We start from the raw sequence: 20,665 nt of genomic DNA on the forward strand, positions 1-20,665 counted from the left end.
GATTATATCATGAAGAAAGGCACTTATTGTTTGACGGAAGAGGAGGAAGGATCGTTTCACCCGCTTCTATCCCTAGCCAAATCAGGTGCCCCCATGAGTGAAGCAAACAGAGAACAGCGTCAGGAATGTGTTTTTTTGCGTGATTTGCGTGCGACTGCTGCACCAGTCCGTCGTTAAGGCTGTGCATAATAAGGGCAGGGCATGAAATGGCTTGCAGATCCTTTGAGGAGACGGAGCCGGTTTGTGACAAGTCAATCAGAAATCCTTCTCCTGAGCGCTGGCGGCTGTTCATTTTCCGAAACGCTTCCACGTCTTCCTCGGCCATCATGGGCTTGATTTGCTGAAAAGAAAGCGTACTGAACTGGGGGCTCATTGCGGCAAACATCATGCGAGGGAAGGCATTATTCAGGGAAGAAACTAGCTTCCACACCCACTTTTCAATCGGCGGACGGAAGAAAACTCTGCCCACTTTGTATTCCGTGTCTTGAGGGGTGAGCCATTCTTTAGTGACTGCAGATTGCAGAATCAGGCTATTAACTCGTTCTGGATACTGTGAGGCAAGGCATATGCCGCTCGGACCTCCTGCTGATATGGCGAGTACGTGAACGCTTTCTATGTGTAAATGATCTAATAGTTTTACATAAAACCGGCAGGCTTGGGCAAGACTTTTTCCGATCTCTTTTGATGTTTGTCCATAACCAGGTCTTGAAGGAGTGATGATTGAATAACCATGTTCAATCAGTGCCTTGTATCCAAATTCTTCGTAACAATTGGCATGTCCGCCATGCATGAGAAGGAGGGGCGCTCCTTTGCCGGCGATCGAATATTCAAGTGTAAGGCCTTCGACTGTTATGGTTTCGACTCGTCGTTTCATCAATTTCGCCTCGTTTGTTTTCTGACTATTATAGGATCTTTGACTATTTTCCACAAGCTGATGAAATGAATGGACACCAAACTCTTGAAATATGATATACTTTGTATTGATATTCATTCTCAATTAAAATGAAGCAACGTTGATAATAGATTTAAACGGGAGGCAGGACGGATGGCTGAGAACCAAGAGGTGTATGACGTCACGATTATAGGCGGGGGACCGATCGGGCTGTTTACTGCTTTTTACAGCGGCATGCGGGAGCTGAAAACGAAAGTGATCGAGTTTCTGCCGCGGCTCGGGGGAAAGGTGTCTTTATTTTTCCCTGAGAAAATCATTCGCGATATCGGCGGGATACCGGGGATTGCCGGGGAGAAGCTGATCGAACAGCTGAAGGAGCAGGCGGCAACGTTTGACCCTGATATTGTCCTGAATCAGCGAGTGACCGGATTTGGGCGTCTGGATGACGGAACCATGGTGCTGACAAGTGCTGAGGGGGAAAAGCACTATACACGAACCGTCATTTTGGCTGTCGGTATGGGCACGCTTGAGGTCAATGAGTTTGACAGCGAGGATGCGAGCCGATATGCGGGGAAAAATCTTCATTATAAAGTGGAGAAGCTTGATGCGTTTAAAGGCAAACGGGTCGTGATTTCTGGTGGGGGAGATACTGCGGTCGACTGGGCCAATGAGCTGGAACCGATTGCGGCGTCTGTTACTGTCGTGCACCGCCGGGAGGAATTCGGCGGACTGGAAAGCAGCGTGACGAAAATGAAGCAGTCATCTGCACGGGTGCTTACTCCTTATCGGCTGGAACATCTCAGCGGCACAGAAGAACGCATCGAAAGCGTCACCGTTTGTCATACTGAGTCTGGGCATACCGAAGAAATCGACCTTGATGAACTCATTATTAACCACGGGTTTAAAATTGATCTCGGCCCGATGCAAGACTGGGGTTTAGATATTGAAGAAGGCCGGATTAAAGCTGACAGACATATGCGGACGAATCTTCCCGGTGTGTTTGTCGCGGGTGATGCTGCTAGTTACGAGAGCAAGCTCAGATTGATTGCCGGGGGTCTCACTGAAGGTCCGACAGCGGTCAACAGCGCGAAGGCCTATCTCGACCCAGAGGCGGAAAACATGGCGATGTATTCGACGCATCATAAGAAATTAATCCATAAATAGAAGAAGGCCCTTGCGATGGTCGAAAGCAAGGGCTTATTGTATATCAGCTGTGAAGGAGCCTTTTTTCTGCGTGGTGCTGATGATTGTGAATATAGTCGATTAGAGAAGTTCCGTCAGCTTTGACACGTTGGACATCCGGAAACCCGTGTTGTCTGGCAGTTTCTTCAGCTTCCTCACTTAAACAAACAACCGGTATCGGCTCTTTGCTTTGTTCGGGTAAAACTCCAATTTGTCCTTTCTCACGAATAAGCTGTTCCATACATTTTTTGTTTTCACACAAAATGAGTTGTAATGGAGTTTCATCGATCGTTCGTTTGAAAATAGATGTGAATCGGTCATCAATCACATTTTCATGAGTGATGAATACGTCATAAGAGCTGCACAAGTCCAGATGATGAAATTTCTCTTGAACGGTCTGTTTTTCTCCTATGATTAATAAGGCCCCGTTATACTGAATATTACTCGCAATGTAGAATCCTCTTTTTTCAAGCTCAGCCTTAGCCGATAAAGAGTCAGCGGACAGACGGCCTCTTAGTTGGCGAATGTCCATCTTCTTTGATGCCAACATACGAAAAAATTCACATACAGCACGCCGGGACGTAAATAATATGTCTTCAAAGGACTCAAGCCGATTCAATATGTTTTCATCGATCGGTGTTTTTTGCACGTTCCATTTTGGCCATTCGATGACATCTGCTCCATTTTTGCGCAGCTCTTTTGCGATGGGGCTTTCTTCTTCACCAGATGTAATCATCATAATATGGCGGCCGATTAAAGGTTTTGATTCAAACCAGCTATGCTTTTGAAAAGAGACGATATCGCCGATTACGATAATCGCAGGGTTTTTAATCTGTTCATCTGCCGCTTTTTGATGGATGTCCATTAATGTGCCTTTTACGCTGCGCTGCCGGCCCCACGTTCCCCATTGAATGACCATAACAGGGACGGAAGGAGACTTTCCGTATGCGATGAGCTGTTGACAGATAAAGGCCAAATTCTTAACACCCATGTAAAATACAAGGGTTTGAACACCGCGGGCAAGCCCTTCCCAGTCAAGATTCGGAGTGCCTTTTAGTGATGTATCATGTGCGGTGATCATGGCGAAGGAAGAGGCGAAATCCCGATGCGTGACGGGGATTCCCGCATATAGCGGCGCTGCAATTCCTGATGTAATGCCCGGAACCATTTCATAGCGGATACCGTGTTGATAGAGGGCTTCGGCTTCCTCGCCGACCCTGCCGAAAACGCTCGGGTCTCCGCCTTTCAAACGGACAACGGTTAAGCCTTCTGATGCTTTTTCAATCAGCAGGGCATTAATTTCTGCTTGCTTCATAAAATGGCGGTCAGGCAGCTTTCCGCAATAAATGAAATGGCAGGCCGGCTGAGCATATTCAAGCAATTTAGGGTTTGCAAGCCGATCGTATAGAATCACATCCGCTTCCTCCAACGCTTGTTTTCCTTTCAGGGTGATCAGCCTTGGATCTCCAGGCCCGGCTCCCACAAAATACACGATCCCATTTTTCATGATAACGCCATCCTTCCGTCACTGTAAAAAATGAAGGATCACTTGGAAAGTGATCCGCAGCGTGCCGACAAACCATCGCATTCGTTGTCAGTCCTGCGCTTCGGTGCTCACGAATTTCAACATTCGCTGCGCTCCGATGCTCGGTCTTCCTAGACTTCAATGGTTTTCAATCACGCTGAAAAGATGACAAAATCCTAAAACCATCAAACTGTTTTAGGATTTTGTCAACAATCTGAGGATCACTTGGAAAGTGATCCGGTCTTTACTCAATATACAAGATACACATGTTCTCCCTCGATCAGCGTTTCGTATGTTTTGACACAGCCGTGATCCGGCTCTTGGACTTTTCCGTCTTCTAAGGAGATTTTCCAGTCGTGCATTGGGCAGAAGACATATTCGCCGCTGACGATGCCTTCTGCGAGGACGCCGCCCTTATGGGGACAGCGGTTTTCGATCGCGCGGATGCTCCCGTTCGAGAGCTTAAATACCGCAAGCTCCTTATCTTCAATATACACTGTTTTTCCTAATTGTTCAGGCAATTCATCCATTCTCCCGATACATACTTTCGTTACGTTTTTGTTCACCATGTCCATTCCTCCTCAATGTTTGTTTCCGTCATTATGATGTGGTTACGACATTTTCAAATAATTCTTTAGAGGTTTGTTTATCTTCCAAGAAGTCTTTCCACGGATCTTTGTGGACAGAGAGTGTTTCATTCATTCGGTTGTTCAGCTCCTGCCGTTTTTCCGGATCATTTAATACGGTTTGGACATGGGATAGACCGACCCGCTCCAGCCATGCGGACGTACGTTCTAAATAATGAGCGGTTTCCCGGTAATATTGCAGATAAGCGCCTGCGATTTCCAAGACTTCTTCATCTGTTTTGACCTTCATTAATAAATCTCCTGCACGCAAATGGGTTCCGCCGTTTCCGCCGACGTAAAGCTCCCAGCCGCCGTCAATGCCGACGACGCCAAGGTCCTTAATGCCGGACTCTGCGCAGTTTCGCGGACAGGCGGACACAGCCATTTTGACTTTGTGAGGCGTGTTCAGTCCTTCAAATTTTTTCTCAAGGGCGATGCCTAAGGCCATGGAATCTTGTGTGCCGAAGCGGCAGAATTGTTCGCCTACACAGGTTTTTACCGTGCGGAGCGTTTTTCCGTACGCGTAGCCTGACGGCATATCGAGGTCGGACCACACCTTCGGAAGGTCTTCTTTTTTCACGCCGATCAGATCAATCCGCTGGCCGCCTGTCATTTTGACGAGCGGAATCTCATACTTGTCTACCACATCGGCAATTTTGCGCAAATCATTTGAGTTGGTCACGCCGCCGTACATTCTTGGCACGACAGAGTAAGTTCCGTTTTTTTGAATATTGGCGTGCATCCGTTCATTGACAAAGCGGGATGTTCTTTCATCCTCGTATTTGGTCGGATTGACCATGCCTAAGTAGTAGTTAAGCGCCGGGCGGCATTTGGAGCAGCCCTCTGGCGTTTTCCAGCCCAGAACGTTCATGACTTCCTTCGTATGTGACAGCCCTTTGGCTTTGATTTCTTCCACCACTTCGTCTCTCGACAATGATGTGCAGCCGCAAATGGCTTCTTTTTGCGCCGATGCGTCAAAGTCTGATCCCAGCGTATACTGAAGGAGTTCCTCCACAAGCGGTTTACAGCCTCCGCATGAACGGGATGCTCCGGTGCATGCTTTGATTTCATCCGTTGACGAACAGCCCTGTTCCTGAATGGCATGAATAATATTTCCTTTTGACACACCGTTACAGCCGCAAATGATTTCATCATCACTCATGGCGGCGACAAGGCTGGTGCCTGCCTCTTGGTTCAGCGGCTGTAAAATTGAGATTTTAGATGTTTCAGAGATATCAGCTTCTTTTTGGATCATTGAAAATAGGCGATTGCCTTCGCTGCTGTCACCGAATAAGACAGCCCCGACGATTTGGTTTTCACGAAGCACGATTTTTTTATAAATGCCGTCTTGCTCATCAAATACCTTGATGGCCTTTTTGCCGTCTGATTCGTTAAAGTCACCGGCAGAGAAGACCTCGACTCCGGATACTTTTAATTGAGTGGAGAGAACAGAGCCTTCGTATGGGTTTGTATCAATGCCGCAAATCTGCTTGGCCAGTACCTTTGCCTGCTCATAAAGAGGCGCGACGAGTCCATACGCTATTCCTCGGTGCTCGGCGCATTCGCCGACCGCATAAATGTGCGGGATTTCAGTTTGCATATAGTCGTTGATGATGATTCCGCGGTTGACCGGAATCCCGCTTTCCGCTCCAAGCTTGGTATTCGGGCGGATGCCGACGGCCATGACGACTAAGTCAGCCTCGATGCTTGTGCCGTCTTTAAATCTGACGCCTTTGACCCTGTCATCGCCGTAAATTTCTTCTGTTTGCTTTTCAAGTAAAAAGGTCATTCCTTGTTTTTCTAACTCGTTTTGTAAAAGGCGGCCGGCTGTTGCATCAAGCTGACGCTCCATCAGGAAGGGGGCGAGGTGGATAACGGACACGTCCATGCCAAGGTTGAGCAGCCCGCGTGCGGCTTCCAAGCCCAGTAAGCCACCGCCGATCACTGCGGCTTTTTTATATTCTTTTGACGCGGCAAGCATGATGTCTGTATCCTTTATATCTCTGAACGCTGTGACGCCTTTTTTATCTGCGCCCGGAATCGGAAGGATAAAAGGGACTGAACCCGTGGCCAGGATCAGTTCATCATAAGGCTGTATTCTGTCTGAATCGGTGATCACGGTTTTGTTTTCCGGGTCCACTTTGATGACTGTTTCATTTGTATACAATTGAATATTGTTTTCTTCGTACCAGTTCCAATCATTCAAGGTAATGTCTTTGATATCGGTATCGCCTTGCAGCACTTTTGACAGAAGGATTCGGTTGTAGTTGGGATGCGGTTCAGAACCAAAAATTGTGATTTGAAATTCGTCTTTTGAAACGTTAAGTATTTCTTCAATGGCCCTTACCCCGGCCATTCCATTTCCAACAAGGACTAGCTGTTTTTTTCCCATCAGATGATCCGCTCCTTATCAATGTTTTTTCCAGCGTAGCACAGTGAAAAGAAATATTTAAGATGCATGTTATAAAATGTAACAAAAAATACGAAACTTTCTAAAAATTTTATGAAAAATTATGCAGAACTGATTCGTACCGCACAAACTTTAAAACCCGGCATTTTACAGGATGGATCTAAGTCATCGCCAATCAGATCATTCACATTTTGAGAATCCGCCCAATGGATCGGGACAAAAATGGTATCTGGTCTCATTTGTTCTGACCATTTACTTCGAACAACAATGCTTCCTCGCGGGGATTCTATTTTAATGAGCACACGGTCTTCGACATTGTAGGTTTCAGCCGTTTTCGGATGGATTTCCATAAACGATTCAAAGTGTCTGGCGGCAAGTGCGGCGCTTTTTCTTGTTTGGACACCTGTTAAGTAGTGGGACATGACTCTTCCGGTAGTTAAAAATAAAGGATATTCGGCTGTCGGCTTCTCTTTTTGCACAGCCGGTTCATTTGGGATCACACTTAATTTCGCTTTTTGATCCGGATGGGCGAATGAAGATTCAAATAATCGCTCAGTTCCCGGATGACCCGGTTCCGGACAGGGCCACAGAATGCCGCCTTCTTGTCTGAGCCGGTTGTACGTGATGCCGGAATAATCGGCAATGCCGCCGCGGCTTGCCTCTCTGAGTTCGTTAAAGATGTCCTCCGCTGACGTATAGGAAAAATACTGACCTTTCCCGAGAACAGACGCAATATCACAAATGATCTGCCAATCGTGTTTCGCTTCTCCGGGGCAAGGTCGGCTCGCCTCCCTTAGAGTCACGCGGCCTTCGACATTTGTCATGGTGCCTTCATCTTCTAAGTAAGAGGAGGCGGGCAGGATGACATCAGCGAGTCTCGCAGTCTCTGATATAAACAAATCGATAGCGACAAAGAATTTCAGTTTTGCCAGAGCCTGTTTGACAAAGTTGGCATTTGGATTGGAGACAACGGGATTTGAACACATCAGAAACATGCCCGTGATGCGGCCTTCATTGATTTTTTCCATCAATTCATAGGCAGAGACGCCTTTTCGCGGCAGATCGTCCTGACTGATTCCCCACACTTTTGCAATATGCGCGCGATGTTCTTCGTGTTCGATCGAACGGTATCCGGGGAGCTGATCGGCTTTTTGTCCGTGTTCTCGGGCGCCTTGCCCGTTTCCCTGCCCTGTGATTGCGCCGTAGCCTGAGTAAGGCTTGCCGATTTTCCCTGTAATCAAAAGCATATTTAAGAAACCTCTGACAGCTGCCGTTCCGTCTGTCTGCTGTTCAATTCCCCGCGCTGTAAACAGCATGCCGGACTCTTCCTTGGCGAATTTCACAGCGGCTTTTCGGATATATTCAAGAGGAACACTCGTCTTTTCAGCAATGTCATGTATGCTGAAAGCCGCCGTATGACGTTTTAGTTCTTCAAATCCGGTTGTCCGGGTCTGGATGAAGTCTTCGTTGATCAGTTGTTCTTCTATGATGATTTTGACTAAACCATTGGCAAGTGCGGCATCTGTTCCGGGTTTGATTTTAAGGTGGAGATCGGCAATTTTAGTTGTCGGCGTTTCTCGGGGGTCGATGGCGATGATATAAGCCCCGTTTTCTTTCGCTTTTTCAAAATAAGGCATGATCGTCGGCTGGCATTCAGCGATATTGGTACCGCCCAGAATAATGACGCGTGTATGGGGAATCTCCGATAAAGCGTTCGTCATGCCTCTGTCCGCGCCGAATGTTTGATTGGCTGCCGTCGCTGCCGCGGACATACAGAGCCGGCCGTTGTAATCGATGTATTTTGTCTTTAAGCCGACTCGGGCGAACTTTCCTAACAGATAAGCCTCTTCATTGGTAATAGAAGCGCTCCCGTAGACCGCCATTGCGTCATGGCCGTCTTCTTGTTGAATCGTTGTGACTTGTTCCTTGATGTAGTTTAAGGCTTCATCCCAGGTAGCCCGCACGAATTCGCCATTTTTTTTGAGTAACGGGTGGGTAATGCGGGCTGAATGCAGGACGTGCTGATGGGCGTTCATGCCTTTCATGCATAAACGGCCCTGTGTCGTTGGATTGTCGATGCCGATTGCCGTGTACTTTTTTCGTGTGACAATGGTTTGTTCAATGAGCTGCATTTTGCATTGCATGCTGCAAAACGGGCATTGAGTGTCATACGTTTTTTCTGATTGGATGTCTTGCTGTTTCTCGCGGAAATATTTTAGCAGTCGTTCTGTCAAAATGCCTCACCCTTTCTTATGAGCGCTTTACATGTGTAAGCGGGTTCTGAATCAGTGACACGTCTGTTTCAAGACTTTCAAGAAGCTGTATCCGCAGATCCTGATCAAACAAAATCTCTCTGATATGAATGATGCCGAGGCGGCTCATCCATTGATGCAGTGCTTCTGAGTAATTTGCCGTTTCTCGGTAATATTGAAGAAGACATTTGATCATATTTGCAGTGTCTTTTTGATTCTCAGTGACACAAAGCAGCTCTCCGGCATGTGCATGTGTTCCTCGGCGGCCGCCGGCGTATATGTCCCAGCCTTCATGGTTTTGAATGGCACCGATATCTTGTATCGCCGCATCTTCGCAGTCCTTTTCGCAGGATAGACTGATCGAAACCGGAGCCGGCATGGAGAGGTTTTCGATTTTCTTTTCTATGCTGCCTGCCAGCGTTTGAAAGGAGCTGTTTTGACCGCACGTACAGGATGTCACGCTATGCACCGTGTAGTGATGATTGGAGCAAATCGGCATTTGTAAGGCTTGCCGGATGTTTGGGAGATCGTCCGGTTTGATTCCGGAGAGCCGCAGTCTTTGGCTGTGAGTGATTGAAACGCTTGGGATGTTGTATATTTCAATGATGTCGGCTATCCTTCTTAATTCCTCCGCATTGGTCAGCCCGCCGTACATTTGGGGGATCAGGGTGCATGTATCTCCTTTTTTCATGGCTGTTTCATGGTTTTGCACGAGGCCCGGCCGTATCATTCCTAAGTAGTATTGAATTGCCGGAATGCAGGTTTGGCAGCCGTTTTTCGTTTTCCAATCCAGATGATTCATGACCTCTGCCGGAGCAGTGAACGGACGGCGCTGCAGTTCGGCTATGATTTCTTCTTCAGTAAATCCGGTACATCCGCAAAACGGCGGTTTGCCCGCTTTTTCTGTATGTTCGCCGCTTAACACATATGCCAGAAGCTCCTCAACGAGCGGCTTGCATCCTCCGCAAGAGCCTGACGCCTTTGTGCAGTTTCTGACTTCCTCGACTGTCTTCAGGCCTTTTGTGTTAACGGCCTCCATCATCGAACCTTTCGTCACGGAGTTGCATTGGCAAATGGTTTCACTGGCAGGCATCGATTCGAATACGTTTGCGGTTTGATTCGGTTCAATGAGTTGTTTTTTGACAATTGAAATGTCTCTTTGTTTGAGCAGACTGTCGAGAAGCTGCTGTTTGTTACGGGTGTCTCCGAATAAAATAACGCCGGACAGCTTATCATCTTGGAATAGCGCTTTTTTGTAAATGCCGGCTTGTTCGTCATAGAGCTGGATGCTTGTTGTGGTTTCGTCTGCGTGTACCCTTCCTGCTGACCAAACATCAATGCCGGCTATTTTTAACGCGGCTGACTGGGGAGTACCTTGATACCCCTCGCCGAGAACGCCGCAAATGTGTTTTGCAAGGGCTTTTCCTTGTTCATAAAGCGGCGCTACCAGGCCGTATACGATTCCGTTATGTTCAGCGCATTCTCCAACGGCATACACATTCGGCATGCTGGTCTGCATGTATTCATTAACAATGATGCCGCGATTTGTTGAGATACCTGCAGATGCGGCCAATTGAATATTGGGTCTGACGCCCGCTGCCATCACAATTAAATCGGCCTCTATGGATGAACCGTCTGTAAAGCGGACGCCGCTTGCCCGCGAGTTTCCTAAAATAGCTTCAGTATCTTTTTGTAATAGGAAGGCCAGCCCTTTTCGTTCCAACGCTGATTTCAGCATATGTGACGCTGTTTGATCCAGCTGTTTTTGCATAATGGAGAAAGAGTGATGAATAACGTTTACGTCCATTCCGAGTTTTTTTAAGCCGATTGCCGCCTCAAGGCCCAATATCCCGGCGCCGATGACGGCCGCTTTTTGATAATGACCGGCTATGTTTATAAATGACTGGCAATCTTCTATTGTCCGAAAGCTGTACACGCCTTCTTTGTCATGTCCGGGTACCGGGAGAATATAAGGTGATGAGCCTGTAGCCACAATCAGCTTATCGTAAGACAAGCTGCGCTTATGGTCCGTGATAACGATCTGCTTAGCTGTATCTATATCAACAACGGTTTCTCCTGTATAAAGGGTGATTCCATGTGTGGCGTACCAGTTGCTATTGTTCAGTGTAATCTCATCCAGTGAGGCATCACCCTGCAAAACGGAGGACAATAGAATTCGATTGTAGTTGACATGCGATTCACTTCCGATAATGACAATCTCAAAGGCGCTGCTATCAAGCTTTACAATTTCTTCAATACAGCGGACGCCAGCCATGCCATTCCCTATTAAAATCAGCGTTTGCTTATTCATTTGCCAGACCTCCTTATAACGCCGCTTGTAAAAACTCTCTTTTTAAGAATTATGGCATATTACATTGCCAACGCATTAAACGTGTCACATTTACTTACACATGTCTTTTCCGAAAAATTGCACTCAGATATTCTTAATTCAGAAAATTTAAAATAAAAAACGATTTGAGAGGGGAATGTTATGAAGCTGTCGGATCTCAAAACAAGCGGACATCCATCCACTTTGGCCTGTTCTTTTTTATACTTTGATGTAAGTTTTATGATTTGGGTGATGCTAGGTGCGCTTGGCGTATATATTTCTCAGGATTTTGGACTTTCACCTTTTGAGAAAGGGTTTGTGGTTGCTGTACCGATTTTATCAGGCTCGGTGTTTCGGTTGATTTTAGGCGTCATGACTGACAGAATTGGTCCGAAAAAAACAGCAGTGATCGGCATGCTCGTGACCATGGTTCCATTGCTTTGGGGAACGGTCGGGGGGCGCTCTCTTCCTGAGCTTTATGCCATCGGGATTCTTCTTGGAGTGGCAGGCGCAAGCTTTGCAGTTGCACTGCCGATGGCAAGCAGATGGTATCCGCCGCATCTTCAGGGGCTCGCGATGGGGATTGCCGGTGCGGGGAACAGCGGCACCCTGTTCGCAACGCTGTTTGGCCCCCGTCTTGCAGAACAGTTTGGCTGGCACAGTGTGATGGGAATCGCTCTTATTCCTCTTACTATCGTCTTTATCATGTTTGTCGCCTTTGCCAAGGATTCCCCTTCACAGCCTGCGCCGCAGCCGCTGAAAAACTATCTGCATGTGTTTGCGCAAAAGGAAACGTGGTTTTTCTGTCTGCTTTACAGTGTCACATTCGGCGGTTTTGTTGGCCTTTCCAGCTTTTTAGCTATTTTCTTCGTCGATCAATACCAATTATCGAAAATTCACGCGGGTGATTTCGTGACATTATGCGTAGCCGCAGGGAGCTTCTTCCGGCCTGTGGGAGGCTGGATTTCGGACCGGATCGGGGGCACTAAGGTTCTTTCAGTATTGTTTATCGTTGTAGCCCTCTGTATGGCCGGGGTCAGCAGTCTTCCGTCTCTCTCCATCGTGATTGTTCTTTTATTTATCGGAATGATGGGGCTCGGAATGGGGAACGGGGCGGTATTTCAGCTTGTCCCGCAGCGTTTTCGAAAAGAAATTGGAATGGTGACGGGCATCGTCGGGGCCGCAGGTGGCATCGGAGGATTCTTTCTGCCGAACATTTTAGGAGCGTTAAAACAGATGACCGGTTCTTATGCCATTGGATTTATCACATTTTCATGTATCGCATTGCTGGCTTTCGGACTTGTGCTTGGGGCGGGATATTACTGGAGAAAGGCGTGGCGCGCTGGCAGCGAGCCAGCCGATGCTTCTTAGTCTGGACCGCCTGGCAGTTTTGCTGGACCTGTTTTGTTACGGGTCTTTTTTTTATGTCATTCAACATTTCTCTTGATTTTAACAAGGGAAATCATCAAAATAAATAGTAATCATTACGATTTTTTAGAGAGAGGGGTTTTCTTATTGAAACGAAACATCATGCTGCCGAAAAAGGCGAAGCGCCATCAATATTTCGGTTCGGTTGATCCTGTCAAAGGCGAAAAGCCTGTTGAAAAGGAGAAAATGAAGGACCTTCAAAATACAAACAAGGATTATTTTTTTGAGATTAATCATGTAGGGGTATCCAATGTGTCTCACCCGATGTCGATCACTTCAGCCATGGAGCCTTTTGAACAGGCCACGGTCGGGAATTTTACAATGGCCACCAATTTGAAGCGGAATCAAAAGGGCATTAATATGAGCCGGTTAACAGAACAGCTTCAAGACTATCATCAAAGAGGATGGGTTCTCTCATTAGACTCTCTCCAGCAGTTTACGAAAGAGCTGGCGGAGAAGATGAATCAGATGTCTGCTGCGGTTGAGGTGCGGTTTCCTTGGTATTTTGAACGGAAAAGCCCTATGCTGCAAAAAACGGGATTGATGCATGCTGATATAACGATTCACATGACGTATCAAGAGGACCTGCCGTACCTTCAGCGTGTCGGCATCTCAGCAAAAGTCACGACCCTTTGCCCTTGCTCTAAGGAAATCAGTGAATACAGCGCCCATAATCAAAGAGGGACGGTCAACATTCTGGCCGACATACACCCGGAAGCCCCATTGCCGAAGGATTTCAAAACGGATCTTTTGCATGCGGCGGAATCAAATGCGAGTGCCATGCTTCACCCTGTCTTGAAGCGGCCTGATGAAAAAGCAGTAACAGAAACCGCTTATGAAAATCCAAGGTTTGTCGAGGATCTCATCCGTCTCATTGCCGCTGATTTGTACGAGCTTGATTGGGTGGCAGCTTTTGAGATTGAATGTCACAATGAAGAATCCATTCACCTGCACGACGCCTATGCGAAGCTGAGTTTTTCAAAATAAATCCTTGTGCTTTGACAGAAGCGGGCTGTAAAAACGTCAAGATGAAGATTTATAGATTGTAAGTGAGGGAGGATTTTAAATGAAACAAACGCGGCGGATTGTATTATTGATGCTGGCTGTCATATTGCCAGCCAGCCTGATGGCGGCTTGCTCACAGCAACATCATGAAACGGAACAGGCAAGCTCTGAAACAAGCAAATCTAATGAAAAGGGCGAAACCGTATCAGCAAAAGAAAAAACAGATTGGACAAAGCCCTCAGGCGGGGAATATCCTGACATTAAACATAAAGATTTCATTTGGATTGATGTGTCTGCGAAAAAACAAGAGGCTTATATAAAAGAAGGCAGCAAAACAATTTATACAATGATCATCTCGTCCGGGCTCGATCAAACGGATGATGATTCAACACCAAAGGGTACTTACTATGTTGAACCTGAACGGGGGGAGTGGTTCTTTTCCCAAGGATATCAGGAAGGCGCGGAATATTGGGTGTCATGGAAAAACCATGGAGAATTCCTATTCCACAGTGTCCCGATGACCGAGGATAAAAAGGTGATTGAAAAAGAAGCCAAACAATTAGGAACAAAAGCATCCCACGGGTGTATCAGGCTTACGATCCCAGATGCAAAATGGATATATGAAAACATACCTGAAAAAACAAAAGTGGTGATCAGCTGATAAGAGAAAAGGCTTTTTGTTTAGTATCGGCTTGACAAATAGAATAAAAGAACATACGATTGAATTAAATCGTAACAATTACGTTTTGTGACGTAAATGGCGGCGGAATCACAAGGTGAAAGGCGGGGGTCAATCAACGACCACTGTACCTCACGACCGGTCGCTGGAAAGCTGGAAGAGAAATACCGACTACATTCGCAGCGCAGGTTCGGCAAAGTATACGATTTAAATCGTAATGATTCTATTTTGTTATGGAGTAAAGGAGGATTCTCATGAATAAAATTCCGGTTACAGTATTAAGCGGGTATCTTGGCGCGGGAAAAACAACACTTTTAAATAGCATTCTGCAAAACCGTGAAGGCTTAAAAATTGCGGTGATTGTAAATGACATGAGTGAAGTGAACATTGATGCGGGTTTGGTCAAGCAGGGAGGAGGACTCTCCAGAACAGATGAGAAGCTTGTGGAAATGTCAAACGGCTGTATTTGCTGCACACTCCGCGAAGATTTACTCATAGAAGTCGAAAAGCTGGCGAAAGACGGACGGTTTGATTATATCGTGATTGAGTCAACCGGAATCAGCGAACCGATTCCGGTTGCCCAGACCTTTTCGTATATAGACGAAGAAATGGGAATAGACCTCACACAATTTTGTGAATTAGACACGATGGTGACAGTGGTGGACGCCAATCGTTTCTGGCATGATTTTCAGTCAGGCGAGAGTCTCTTAGACCGTAAGGAAGCGCTTGGGGAGGAGGATGAGAGAGAAATAGCTGACCTATTGATTGATCAAATTGAGTTTTGTGATGTTTTGATTTTAAACAAATGCGACTTGGTAAGTGAATCAGAGCTTGTTCAGCTTGAGAAAGTGCTTCGCACACTGCAGCCTAGAGCCAAACTCATTCGTTCTGTCAAAGGGAACGTCAAGCCGCAGGATATCTTACATACCGGCTTATTTCATTTTGAAGAAGCAAGCGCATCTGCCGGCTGGATAAAAGAGCTGACGGCCGGCCATGCGGAGCATACACCGGAAACAGAGGAATACGGCATTTCTTCATTTGTGTACTCCAGACGTCTGCCGTTTCATTCAGCCCGCTTTGACAACTGGGTTCACCACTCAATGCCTGAAAATATTGTACGAGCGAAAGGGATAGCCTGGTGCGCGTCTCATAACAGTCTCGCTTTGCTTATGTCTCAAGCCGGTCCGTCTGTTACGATTGAGCCGGTATCCTATTGGGTGGCAGCGATGCCGAAACTTGAACAGGAGCAAATAAAAAAACAAGAGCCGCAAATCTTGGATGATTGGGATATTGAGTTCGGCGACCGCCATACAAAGTTGGTCTTTATCGGCACGGACTTGGACCCGGAAGCCATTACAAAAGAACTTGATCAATGCCTGCTGACTGAATCAGAGTTTGATTCTGATTGGTCGCAATTGGAAGATCCGTTCAAATGGAATATCAATCAGGCGTATTAAAAACTGCCCGTCTCCCCTGTGGAGGCGGCTTTTTTGATTTAATGAAACGTTTGTTTAAATACTTGAGCCCTTTGATGGTAAAGGTTGAAGAACAACTATTATAAAAAACGCCAGTCACGCTTCGTGATGCGTAACTGGCTGCCATATCATAAGTAATGAGCGTATTTTTTCTCAAGTATATTCTGAAAAGCCGCCGCAACAGAGCATATCGCCCAATAAATAAGCGCTGTCAGGATATACATTGTCATATAATCAAACTCTCTGCCGCCGATGATTTTCGCATGCTGGAGCAGTTCCGGCACAGTAATCATCGCGGCGAGAGAAGAAGCTTTAATAAGATCGAGCAGAACATTCGCAAGCGGAGGCAGCGCGACCCGCACAGATTGCGGCAATATGATACCTCTCATCGTCTTCCAATAAGACAAGCCGAGAGAAGCCGCCGCTTCCCACTGGCCTTTATCGACAGATGAGATAGCGGAACGATTGATTTCTGCGATATATGCAGCGCTATTGAGACTGAAGCCGAGCAAGGCCGCAGTGACAGCGGAAAACTCGATGCCGATATAAGGAAAGCCGAAATAAAGAATAAATAAAATCACCAAAATCGGTACGCCGCGCATAAAGGAAATATAGAGCCTCGCGGGCCACCTCAGTAAAGCAAACTTGGACATTCTGGCAAGAGAGATAAACAAGCCGAGCATGGTTCCGGCAAACATACTGACAAATGAAATGAGCAGCGTATACCAGATTCCCTTGATCACATAAGGAAATGATTCAATTGCAAGTTTCAGGTTAAAAATATATTCCCATTGAATGGTATACATATCCTGAACCTCGTGTTACAGGTCAACGTCTTGGACGTCGACATCCGATTTTTTTGATACATCTGCTTTATTAAAGAACTTCTTTGACAGCTTGGTAATAGTGCCGTCCTTTGCCATCTTTTTCAACGTTTGATTCATCTTTTTCTGAAGCTCTGTATTGCCTTTCTTCATGACAAGCGCTTGTTTATTCGGCATGTATTTGATATCGGGATGGATCGTAATGTTAAGATCCGGAAAGGCAGCAAGCGCGAGCGCCTGTAAGTAATAGTCGTTTAATATGACATCCGTGCGGCCATTTGCGACATCTTTTAAATATTGCTCGTTCGTGGCATTGTCGTAAATGACTTCTTCTGCCCCGTACTTACGGGCGACATCCATATACACAGTGGTTGCGGCGCCGGCCGCTTTTTTCCCTTTTAAGTCTTTTAGCGTGTGAATGCCTGACAAATCATCTTTTCTGACAATAGCTGTCCCGTATGAATATTTGTATGGGGCGGAGAACGCGAATTTTTTCTCACGGTCTTTCGTGACATCAATATCGTTAGCCGCCGCGTCAATCTGTCCGCTGTTGACAGCCGTCAGCATCCCGTCAATTCCCATTTCCTTAAACTCAACCTCTACACCCAGCCGTTTTGCAGCCTCGCGAATAACTTCCACCTCGTAGCCGGTCAGTTTATCAGATCCTGAATCCGTATCGTGATACGAAGTGGGATACAAAGTTCCAGACGTCGCGACAACAATCTTGCCTTTTTCCTTAATCTGATCCCAATCAGATGTTTTGGAATCAGCCTCTTCTTTGCCTGAGCAGGCTGTCGTTATGAGAAAGAAAGCCAGTGTCAAGATCAGCACGGCGGCTTTCGAACGTGTAAATGATTTCACCTTTCATTCCTCCAATCTGTAATCAACTAAAAAGATAGCATTGAACATACAGGGTGGCAACGTTTAAATTCCGTTTTCAAAAAGTACGAATTGTGTAGACAAATGGGTTTTGAAGAGTTTAAGAGAAAACGCGAAGGGAAGGAGTGAAGAAAAAGGAGCTGTCCAAAAATGAAAGCACTGACTTACCAAGGAAAAGAACACATGGAAGTAAAAGAAGTCGCAGATCCCCGAATTCAGCATGCCCAGGACGTAATCGTGAAAATCACGGCAACCGGCATTTGCGGATCTGACCTTCATTTATATAAAAACGGAATTCCTGCCCAGCCGGATTATATTGTCGGCCATGAACCAATGGGAATTGTGGAGGAAGTCGGGAGCGAAGTGAAAAAGCTGAAAAAAGGCGACCGCGTGGTGATCCCTTTTAATATCGGGTGCGGCGAATGCTTCTACTGTAAGCACCAAATGGAGAGTCAGTGTGATGAGTCTAATCCTAATCCCCATACCGATGCCGGCGGGTTATTTGGTTTCTCCGAATTTAACGGCAATTTCCCGGGCGGCCAAGCCGAATACCTGAGGGTTCCTTACGCCGACTTTTCTTCCTTCATCGTTCCTGATGACAGTGAGCTTGAAGATGAACAGGTGTTATTATTATCAGATGTCATGCCGACAGCCTTTTGGAGTGTGGAGCACAGCGGTGTAAAAAAAGGCGATACTGTCGTGATCCTCGGGGCGGGTCCGATTGGATTGATGGCACAAAAATTCGCTTGGATGAAGGGTGCGAAGCGGGTCATTGCCGTTGATCAGGTCCCTCATCGTCTCGAGCATGCAAAACAGACAAACGGTGCAGAAACGTTTAACTTTACCGAACATGATGAAATCGGACAATTGCTTCATCAGGAGACGCATGGCGGTGCGCACGTCGTCATTGATTGCGTCGGTATGGACGGCACACCGCTTCCGAAGGAAAAAGCCAATGAAAAACCGAATCAGTTCGGAACGATCAGCCCGATTCTCACTGCATCAGAGGCAGTGAGAAAATTCGGTACGGTCCATCTGACAGGAGCCTACATTTCACAAGCAGACGGCTTTCCGATCGGGGACTTCTTTACACGTAATGTGTCCTTAAAAATGGGCCAGGCTCCGGTCATTCATTTAATGCCGATGCTGTATCAAATGGTTGAAAAAAAGGAAATTGATCCGACTGACATTATCACGCATAAAATGAGTCTTGCCGAAGCACCGCTGGCATATGATATATTTGACAAGAAGGAAGATGGAAACATTAAAGTCATACTGAAACCATAGTGAGGGGATAGCATGAATATTTACAAACCGGCTGGATTTTGGATCAGGCTGGGAGCATCGTTATTAGACTATTTGATTATATCATTACCCATTTTGCTTATCTTTTGGCTGTTAACAGGAAAAGATCCGGATGAAAGCACGTTTATCAGTGTCATTATGGCAATCTACTCGATTTTACTGCCGGTATTGTGGAATGGTTATGTTGTCGGTAAAAAAATCTGCGGGATTAGGATTGTGAAAAAAGATGGCTCTCAAGTCGGCATATTGGCAATGGTGCTAAGAGTAATAGTCGGCGGCATTATTTATACACTGACGTTCGGAATTGCAGCCATTGTCAGCGCCTTCATGGTCGGTCTTAGAGAAGATAAACGATCCATCCATGATTTTGTGGCGGGAACCTACGTCACGTATGCCGAACCCGGTGAAACAGAAATGAATATGGACGAACAGAGTATTAAGAGCGAATGATGATTCGCTCTTTTTTATTGGAAATGCATAAAAACTGATTTATAACAAAACATATGAAAAAAATAAGACAGGAGGAATAAACTGGATGAAAACAATCAAAGTTAATCTGATCGCTTTACTGATTGCTGCAGCGGCAATGTCTCTGGCAGGCCCAGCACAAGCATCTGAAAAACAGCAGCCCCAAGTGCCGCAAAGTGCCTCACTGACAGAACAACAAAAGAAAGAAATTGAAGAACTCGAAACAGATATATTAGAAAAACGCAAAAACGTCATTTCGAAATACGTGGAGTATGGCGTGCTGGCTAAAGAAAAAGGCGAACACATCAAAACCCATATAGAAAAACATTATGAAATGAAGAAACAAAACGGTTTCGTCCCAAAGCTCCACCCTCATCAAATCGAAAAAAGACATTAAGCCTCGAAGCATCCAATGTGAATTGGATGTTTTTTTATTTCCGTGACTATTTGTTTATTAGTGACTTTGGCGCTTTTGCTTAGAGCATCTATGCCAATCTTTTGATCTGTATGTTTAAATATAGTGGGATGGGCCGTTTTTTTACTTGTGCAGCAAGCGGTATTCAAATATTTTTTTAATTAAAAATGGAGAGGTGAATGTCATGTTTTTAAAAAAGGTAACACTTCTGCGAGATAAGGTTTCTTCCTTTCAAAAGTATCCTTTTTCTATCCCGATAGTTAAACATTTGCATGAACTTACATTTACGAAGAATGTGACTTTTTTTGTGGGTGAGAACGGTTCCGGCAAATCAACATTGCTGGAAGCGATAGCTGATAAATGTGAATTCAATACTGCGGGAGGAAACAGGAACAATTTCTATGATGTTAAGGCGTCCGAATCTCACTTAGGTGATTACATACGTTTATCCTGGCTTCCGAAAGTAACCAATGGTTTTTTCTTAAGAGCAGAATCTTTTTATCAGCTATCTTTGCATCTTGACGAGATGGACAGAGGTGCTAAACAACCGTACAAATCATATGGCGGAAAGCCGCTGCATATGCAATCTCACGGAGAATCTTTCATGTCGCTGTTTCAAAACCGTTTTACCGGGAAAGCGATCTATCTTCTTGATGAGCCGGAAGCAGCGCTTTCTCCCGCGCGCCAGCTTGTTTTTTTAAGAGTGATACATCAATTGATGAAGGAGAAAAATGTGCAAATGATCATTGCGACACACTCACCGATTCTCCTTGGCTATCCTGATGCTGAAATATTAAGTTTTGATGATAACAGAATTCATAAAACAGAATATGAACAGACCGAGCACGTACAGCTGACAAAATATTTCCTCCAACATAGAGATAGGATGCTGGATGAACTATTTCGTGAATAACATCCATTTGTTATGAAACGCGTTTCATAACGTATGATAGAGATATCAGACATAGTAG

Annotated in this window: 17 protein-coding genes; 9 read left to right on the forward strand and 8 right to left on the reverse strand. The window is 45.9% G+C overall.

What is annotated here, in order from left to right; genetic code table 11:
• Positions 1 to 7: 7 nt before the first annotated feature.
• Positions 8 to 874 carry an alpha/beta hydrolase gene (locus AAHT65_RS08745; protein ID WP_343311361.1) on the reverse strand — a complete coding sequence of 289 codons (867 nt, stop codon included), beginning with the start codon at positions 872 to 874 and terminating at the stop codon, positions 8 to 10.
• A gap of 171 nt (positions 875 to 1,045) precedes the next feature.
• Here AAHT65_RS08745 and AAHT65_RS08750 point away from each other — a divergent pair, with 171 nt between their 5' ends.
• Positions 1,046 to 2,056: an NAD(P)/FAD-dependent oxidoreductase gene (locus AAHT65_RS08750; protein WP_343311362.1), complete on the forward strand. Its 1,011-nt coding sequence runs from the start codon at positions 1,046 to 1,048 to the stop codon at positions 2,054 to 2,056.
• Between the two features lie 43 nt (positions 2,057 to 2,099).
• On the opposite strand, the gene cobA is transcribed toward AAHT65_RS08750, so the two are convergent.
• From cobA to nirB, 5 genes are all read right to left on the reverse strand, one after another.
• Positions 2,100 to 3,581: a uroporphyrinogen-III C-methyltransferase gene (gene cobA / locus AAHT65_RS08755; RefSeq protein ID WP_343311363.1), complete on the reverse strand. Its 1,482-nt coding sequence runs from the start codon at positions 3,579 to 3,581 to the stop codon at positions 2,100 to 2,102.
• Between the two features lie 266 nt (positions 3,582 to 3,847).
• Positions 3,848 to 4,168, reverse strand: a complete 321-nt coding sequence (nirD, locus tag AAHT65_RS08760) for a nitrite reductase small subunit NirD (RefSeq protein WP_277714304.1) — start codon at positions 4,166 to 4,168, stop codon at positions 3,848 to 3,850.
• Between the two features lie 31 nt (positions 4,169 to 4,199).
• Complete coding sequence (gene nasD, locus AAHT65_RS08765) at positions 4,200 to 6,617, reverse strand: NADPH-nitrite reductase (RefSeq protein ID WP_343311364.1); 2,418 nt, start codon at positions 6,615 to 6,617, stop codon at positions 4,200 to 4,202.
• A 119-nt stretch (positions 6,618 to 6,736) separates the two neighbouring features.
• Positions 6,737 to 8,869 carry an assimilatory nitrate reductase catalytic subunit NasC gene (nasC, locus tag AAHT65_RS08770; RefSeq protein WP_343311365.1) on the reverse strand — a complete coding sequence of 711 codons (2,133 nt, stop codon included), beginning with the start codon at positions 8,867 to 8,869 and terminating at the stop codon, positions 6,737 to 6,739.
• Positions 8,870 to 8,885: 16 nt separating this feature from the next.
• The gene (gene nirB / locus AAHT65_RS08775) at positions 8,886 to 11,198 is read right to left on the reverse strand and encodes a nitrite reductase large subunit NirB (protein ID WP_343311366.1); all 2,313 of its coding nucleotides are present in this window, start codon (positions 11,196 to 11,198) and stop codon (positions 8,886 to 8,888) included.
• A gap of 180 nt (positions 11,199 to 11,378) precedes the next feature.
• Here nirB and AAHT65_RS08780 point away from each other — a divergent pair, with 180 nt between their 5' ends.
• The 4 genes from AAHT65_RS08780 to AAHT65_RS08795 all read left to right on the forward strand — a co-directional run bounded on the left by AAHT65_RS08780 (position 11,379) and on the right by AAHT65_RS08795 (position 15,785).
• The gene (locus AAHT65_RS08780; protein ID WP_268529340.1) at positions 11,379 to 12,587 is read left to right on the forward strand and encodes an MFS transporter; all 1,209 of its coding nucleotides are present in this window, start codon (positions 11,379 to 11,381) and stop codon (positions 12,585 to 12,587) included.
• Between the two features lie 159 nt (positions 12,588 to 12,746).
• A complete protein-coding gene (gene folE2, locus AAHT65_RS08785; protein ID WP_425524854.1) occupies positions 12,747 to 13,631 on the forward strand; it encodes a GTP cyclohydrolase FolE2 in 885 nt (294 codons plus the stop codon).
• Between the two features lie 79 nt (positions 13,632 to 13,710).
• The gene (locus AAHT65_RS08790; RefSeq protein WP_315916358.1) at positions 13,711 to 14,310 is read left to right on the forward strand and encodes a L,D-transpeptidase; all 600 of its coding nucleotides are present in this window, start codon (positions 13,711 to 13,713) and stop codon (positions 14,308 to 14,310) included.
• 272 nt (positions 14,311 to 14,582) lie between these two features.
• Positions 14,583 to 15,785, forward strand: a complete 1,203-nt coding sequence (locus AAHT65_RS08795; RefSeq protein WP_106360832.1) for a GTP-binding protein — start codon at positions 14,583 to 14,585, stop codon at positions 15,783 to 15,785.
• Between the two features lie 146 nt (positions 15,786 to 15,931).
• On the opposite strand, the gene AAHT65_RS08800 is transcribed toward AAHT65_RS08795, so the two are convergent.
• Positions 15,932 to 16,609 carry an amino acid ABC transporter permease gene (locus AAHT65_RS08800; protein ID WP_094231345.1) on the reverse strand — a complete coding sequence of 226 codons (678 nt, stop codon included), beginning with the start codon at positions 16,607 to 16,609 and terminating at the stop codon, positions 15,932 to 15,934.
• A gap of 15 nt (positions 16,610 to 16,624) precedes the next feature.
• Positions 16,625 to 17,488 (reverse strand): transporter substrate-binding domain-containing protein, encoded by an 864-nt coding sequence (locus tag AAHT65_RS08805; RefSeq protein WP_343311368.1) that lies wholly within the window; start codon positions 17,486 to 17,488, stop codon positions 16,625 to 16,627.
• 168 nt (positions 17,489 to 17,656) lie between these two features.
• On the opposite strand from AAHT65_RS08805, the gene AAHT65_RS08810 reads away from it, so the two are divergent.
• From AAHT65_RS08810 to AAHT65_RS08825, 4 genes are all read left to right on the forward strand, one after another.
• Positions 17,657 to 18,793, forward strand: a complete 1,137-nt coding sequence (locus AAHT65_RS08810; protein WP_343311369.1) for a zinc-dependent alcohol dehydrogenase — start codon at positions 17,657 to 17,659, stop codon at positions 18,791 to 18,793.
• A gap of 12 nt (positions 18,794 to 18,805) precedes the next feature.
• Positions 18,806 to 19,261, forward strand: a complete 456-nt coding sequence (locus tag AAHT65_RS08815; RefSeq protein WP_088116474.1) for an RDD family protein — start codon at positions 18,806 to 18,808, stop codon at positions 19,259 to 19,261.
• 85 nt (positions 19,262 to 19,346) lie between these two features.
• Entirely contained in the window at positions 19,347 to 19,676 is a 330-nt protein-coding gene (locus AAHT65_RS08820; protein ID WP_088116475.1) for a YckD family protein, read from the forward strand.
• 202 nt (positions 19,677 to 19,878) lie between these two features.
• Positions 19,879 to 20,607 (forward strand): AAA family ATPase, encoded by a 729-nt coding sequence (locus tag AAHT65_RS08825; RefSeq protein WP_063638715.1) that lies wholly within the window; start codon positions 19,879 to 19,881, stop codon positions 20,605 to 20,607.
• The last annotated feature ends 58 nt before the right edge of the window (positions 20,608 to 20,665 follow it).

Origin of the sequence: Bacillus atrophaeus, from assembly GCF_039519175.1 — a bacterium.
GTDB classification, from domain to species: Bacteria; Bacillota; Bacilli; order Bacillales; family Bacillaceae; genus Bacillus; species Bacillus atrophaeus.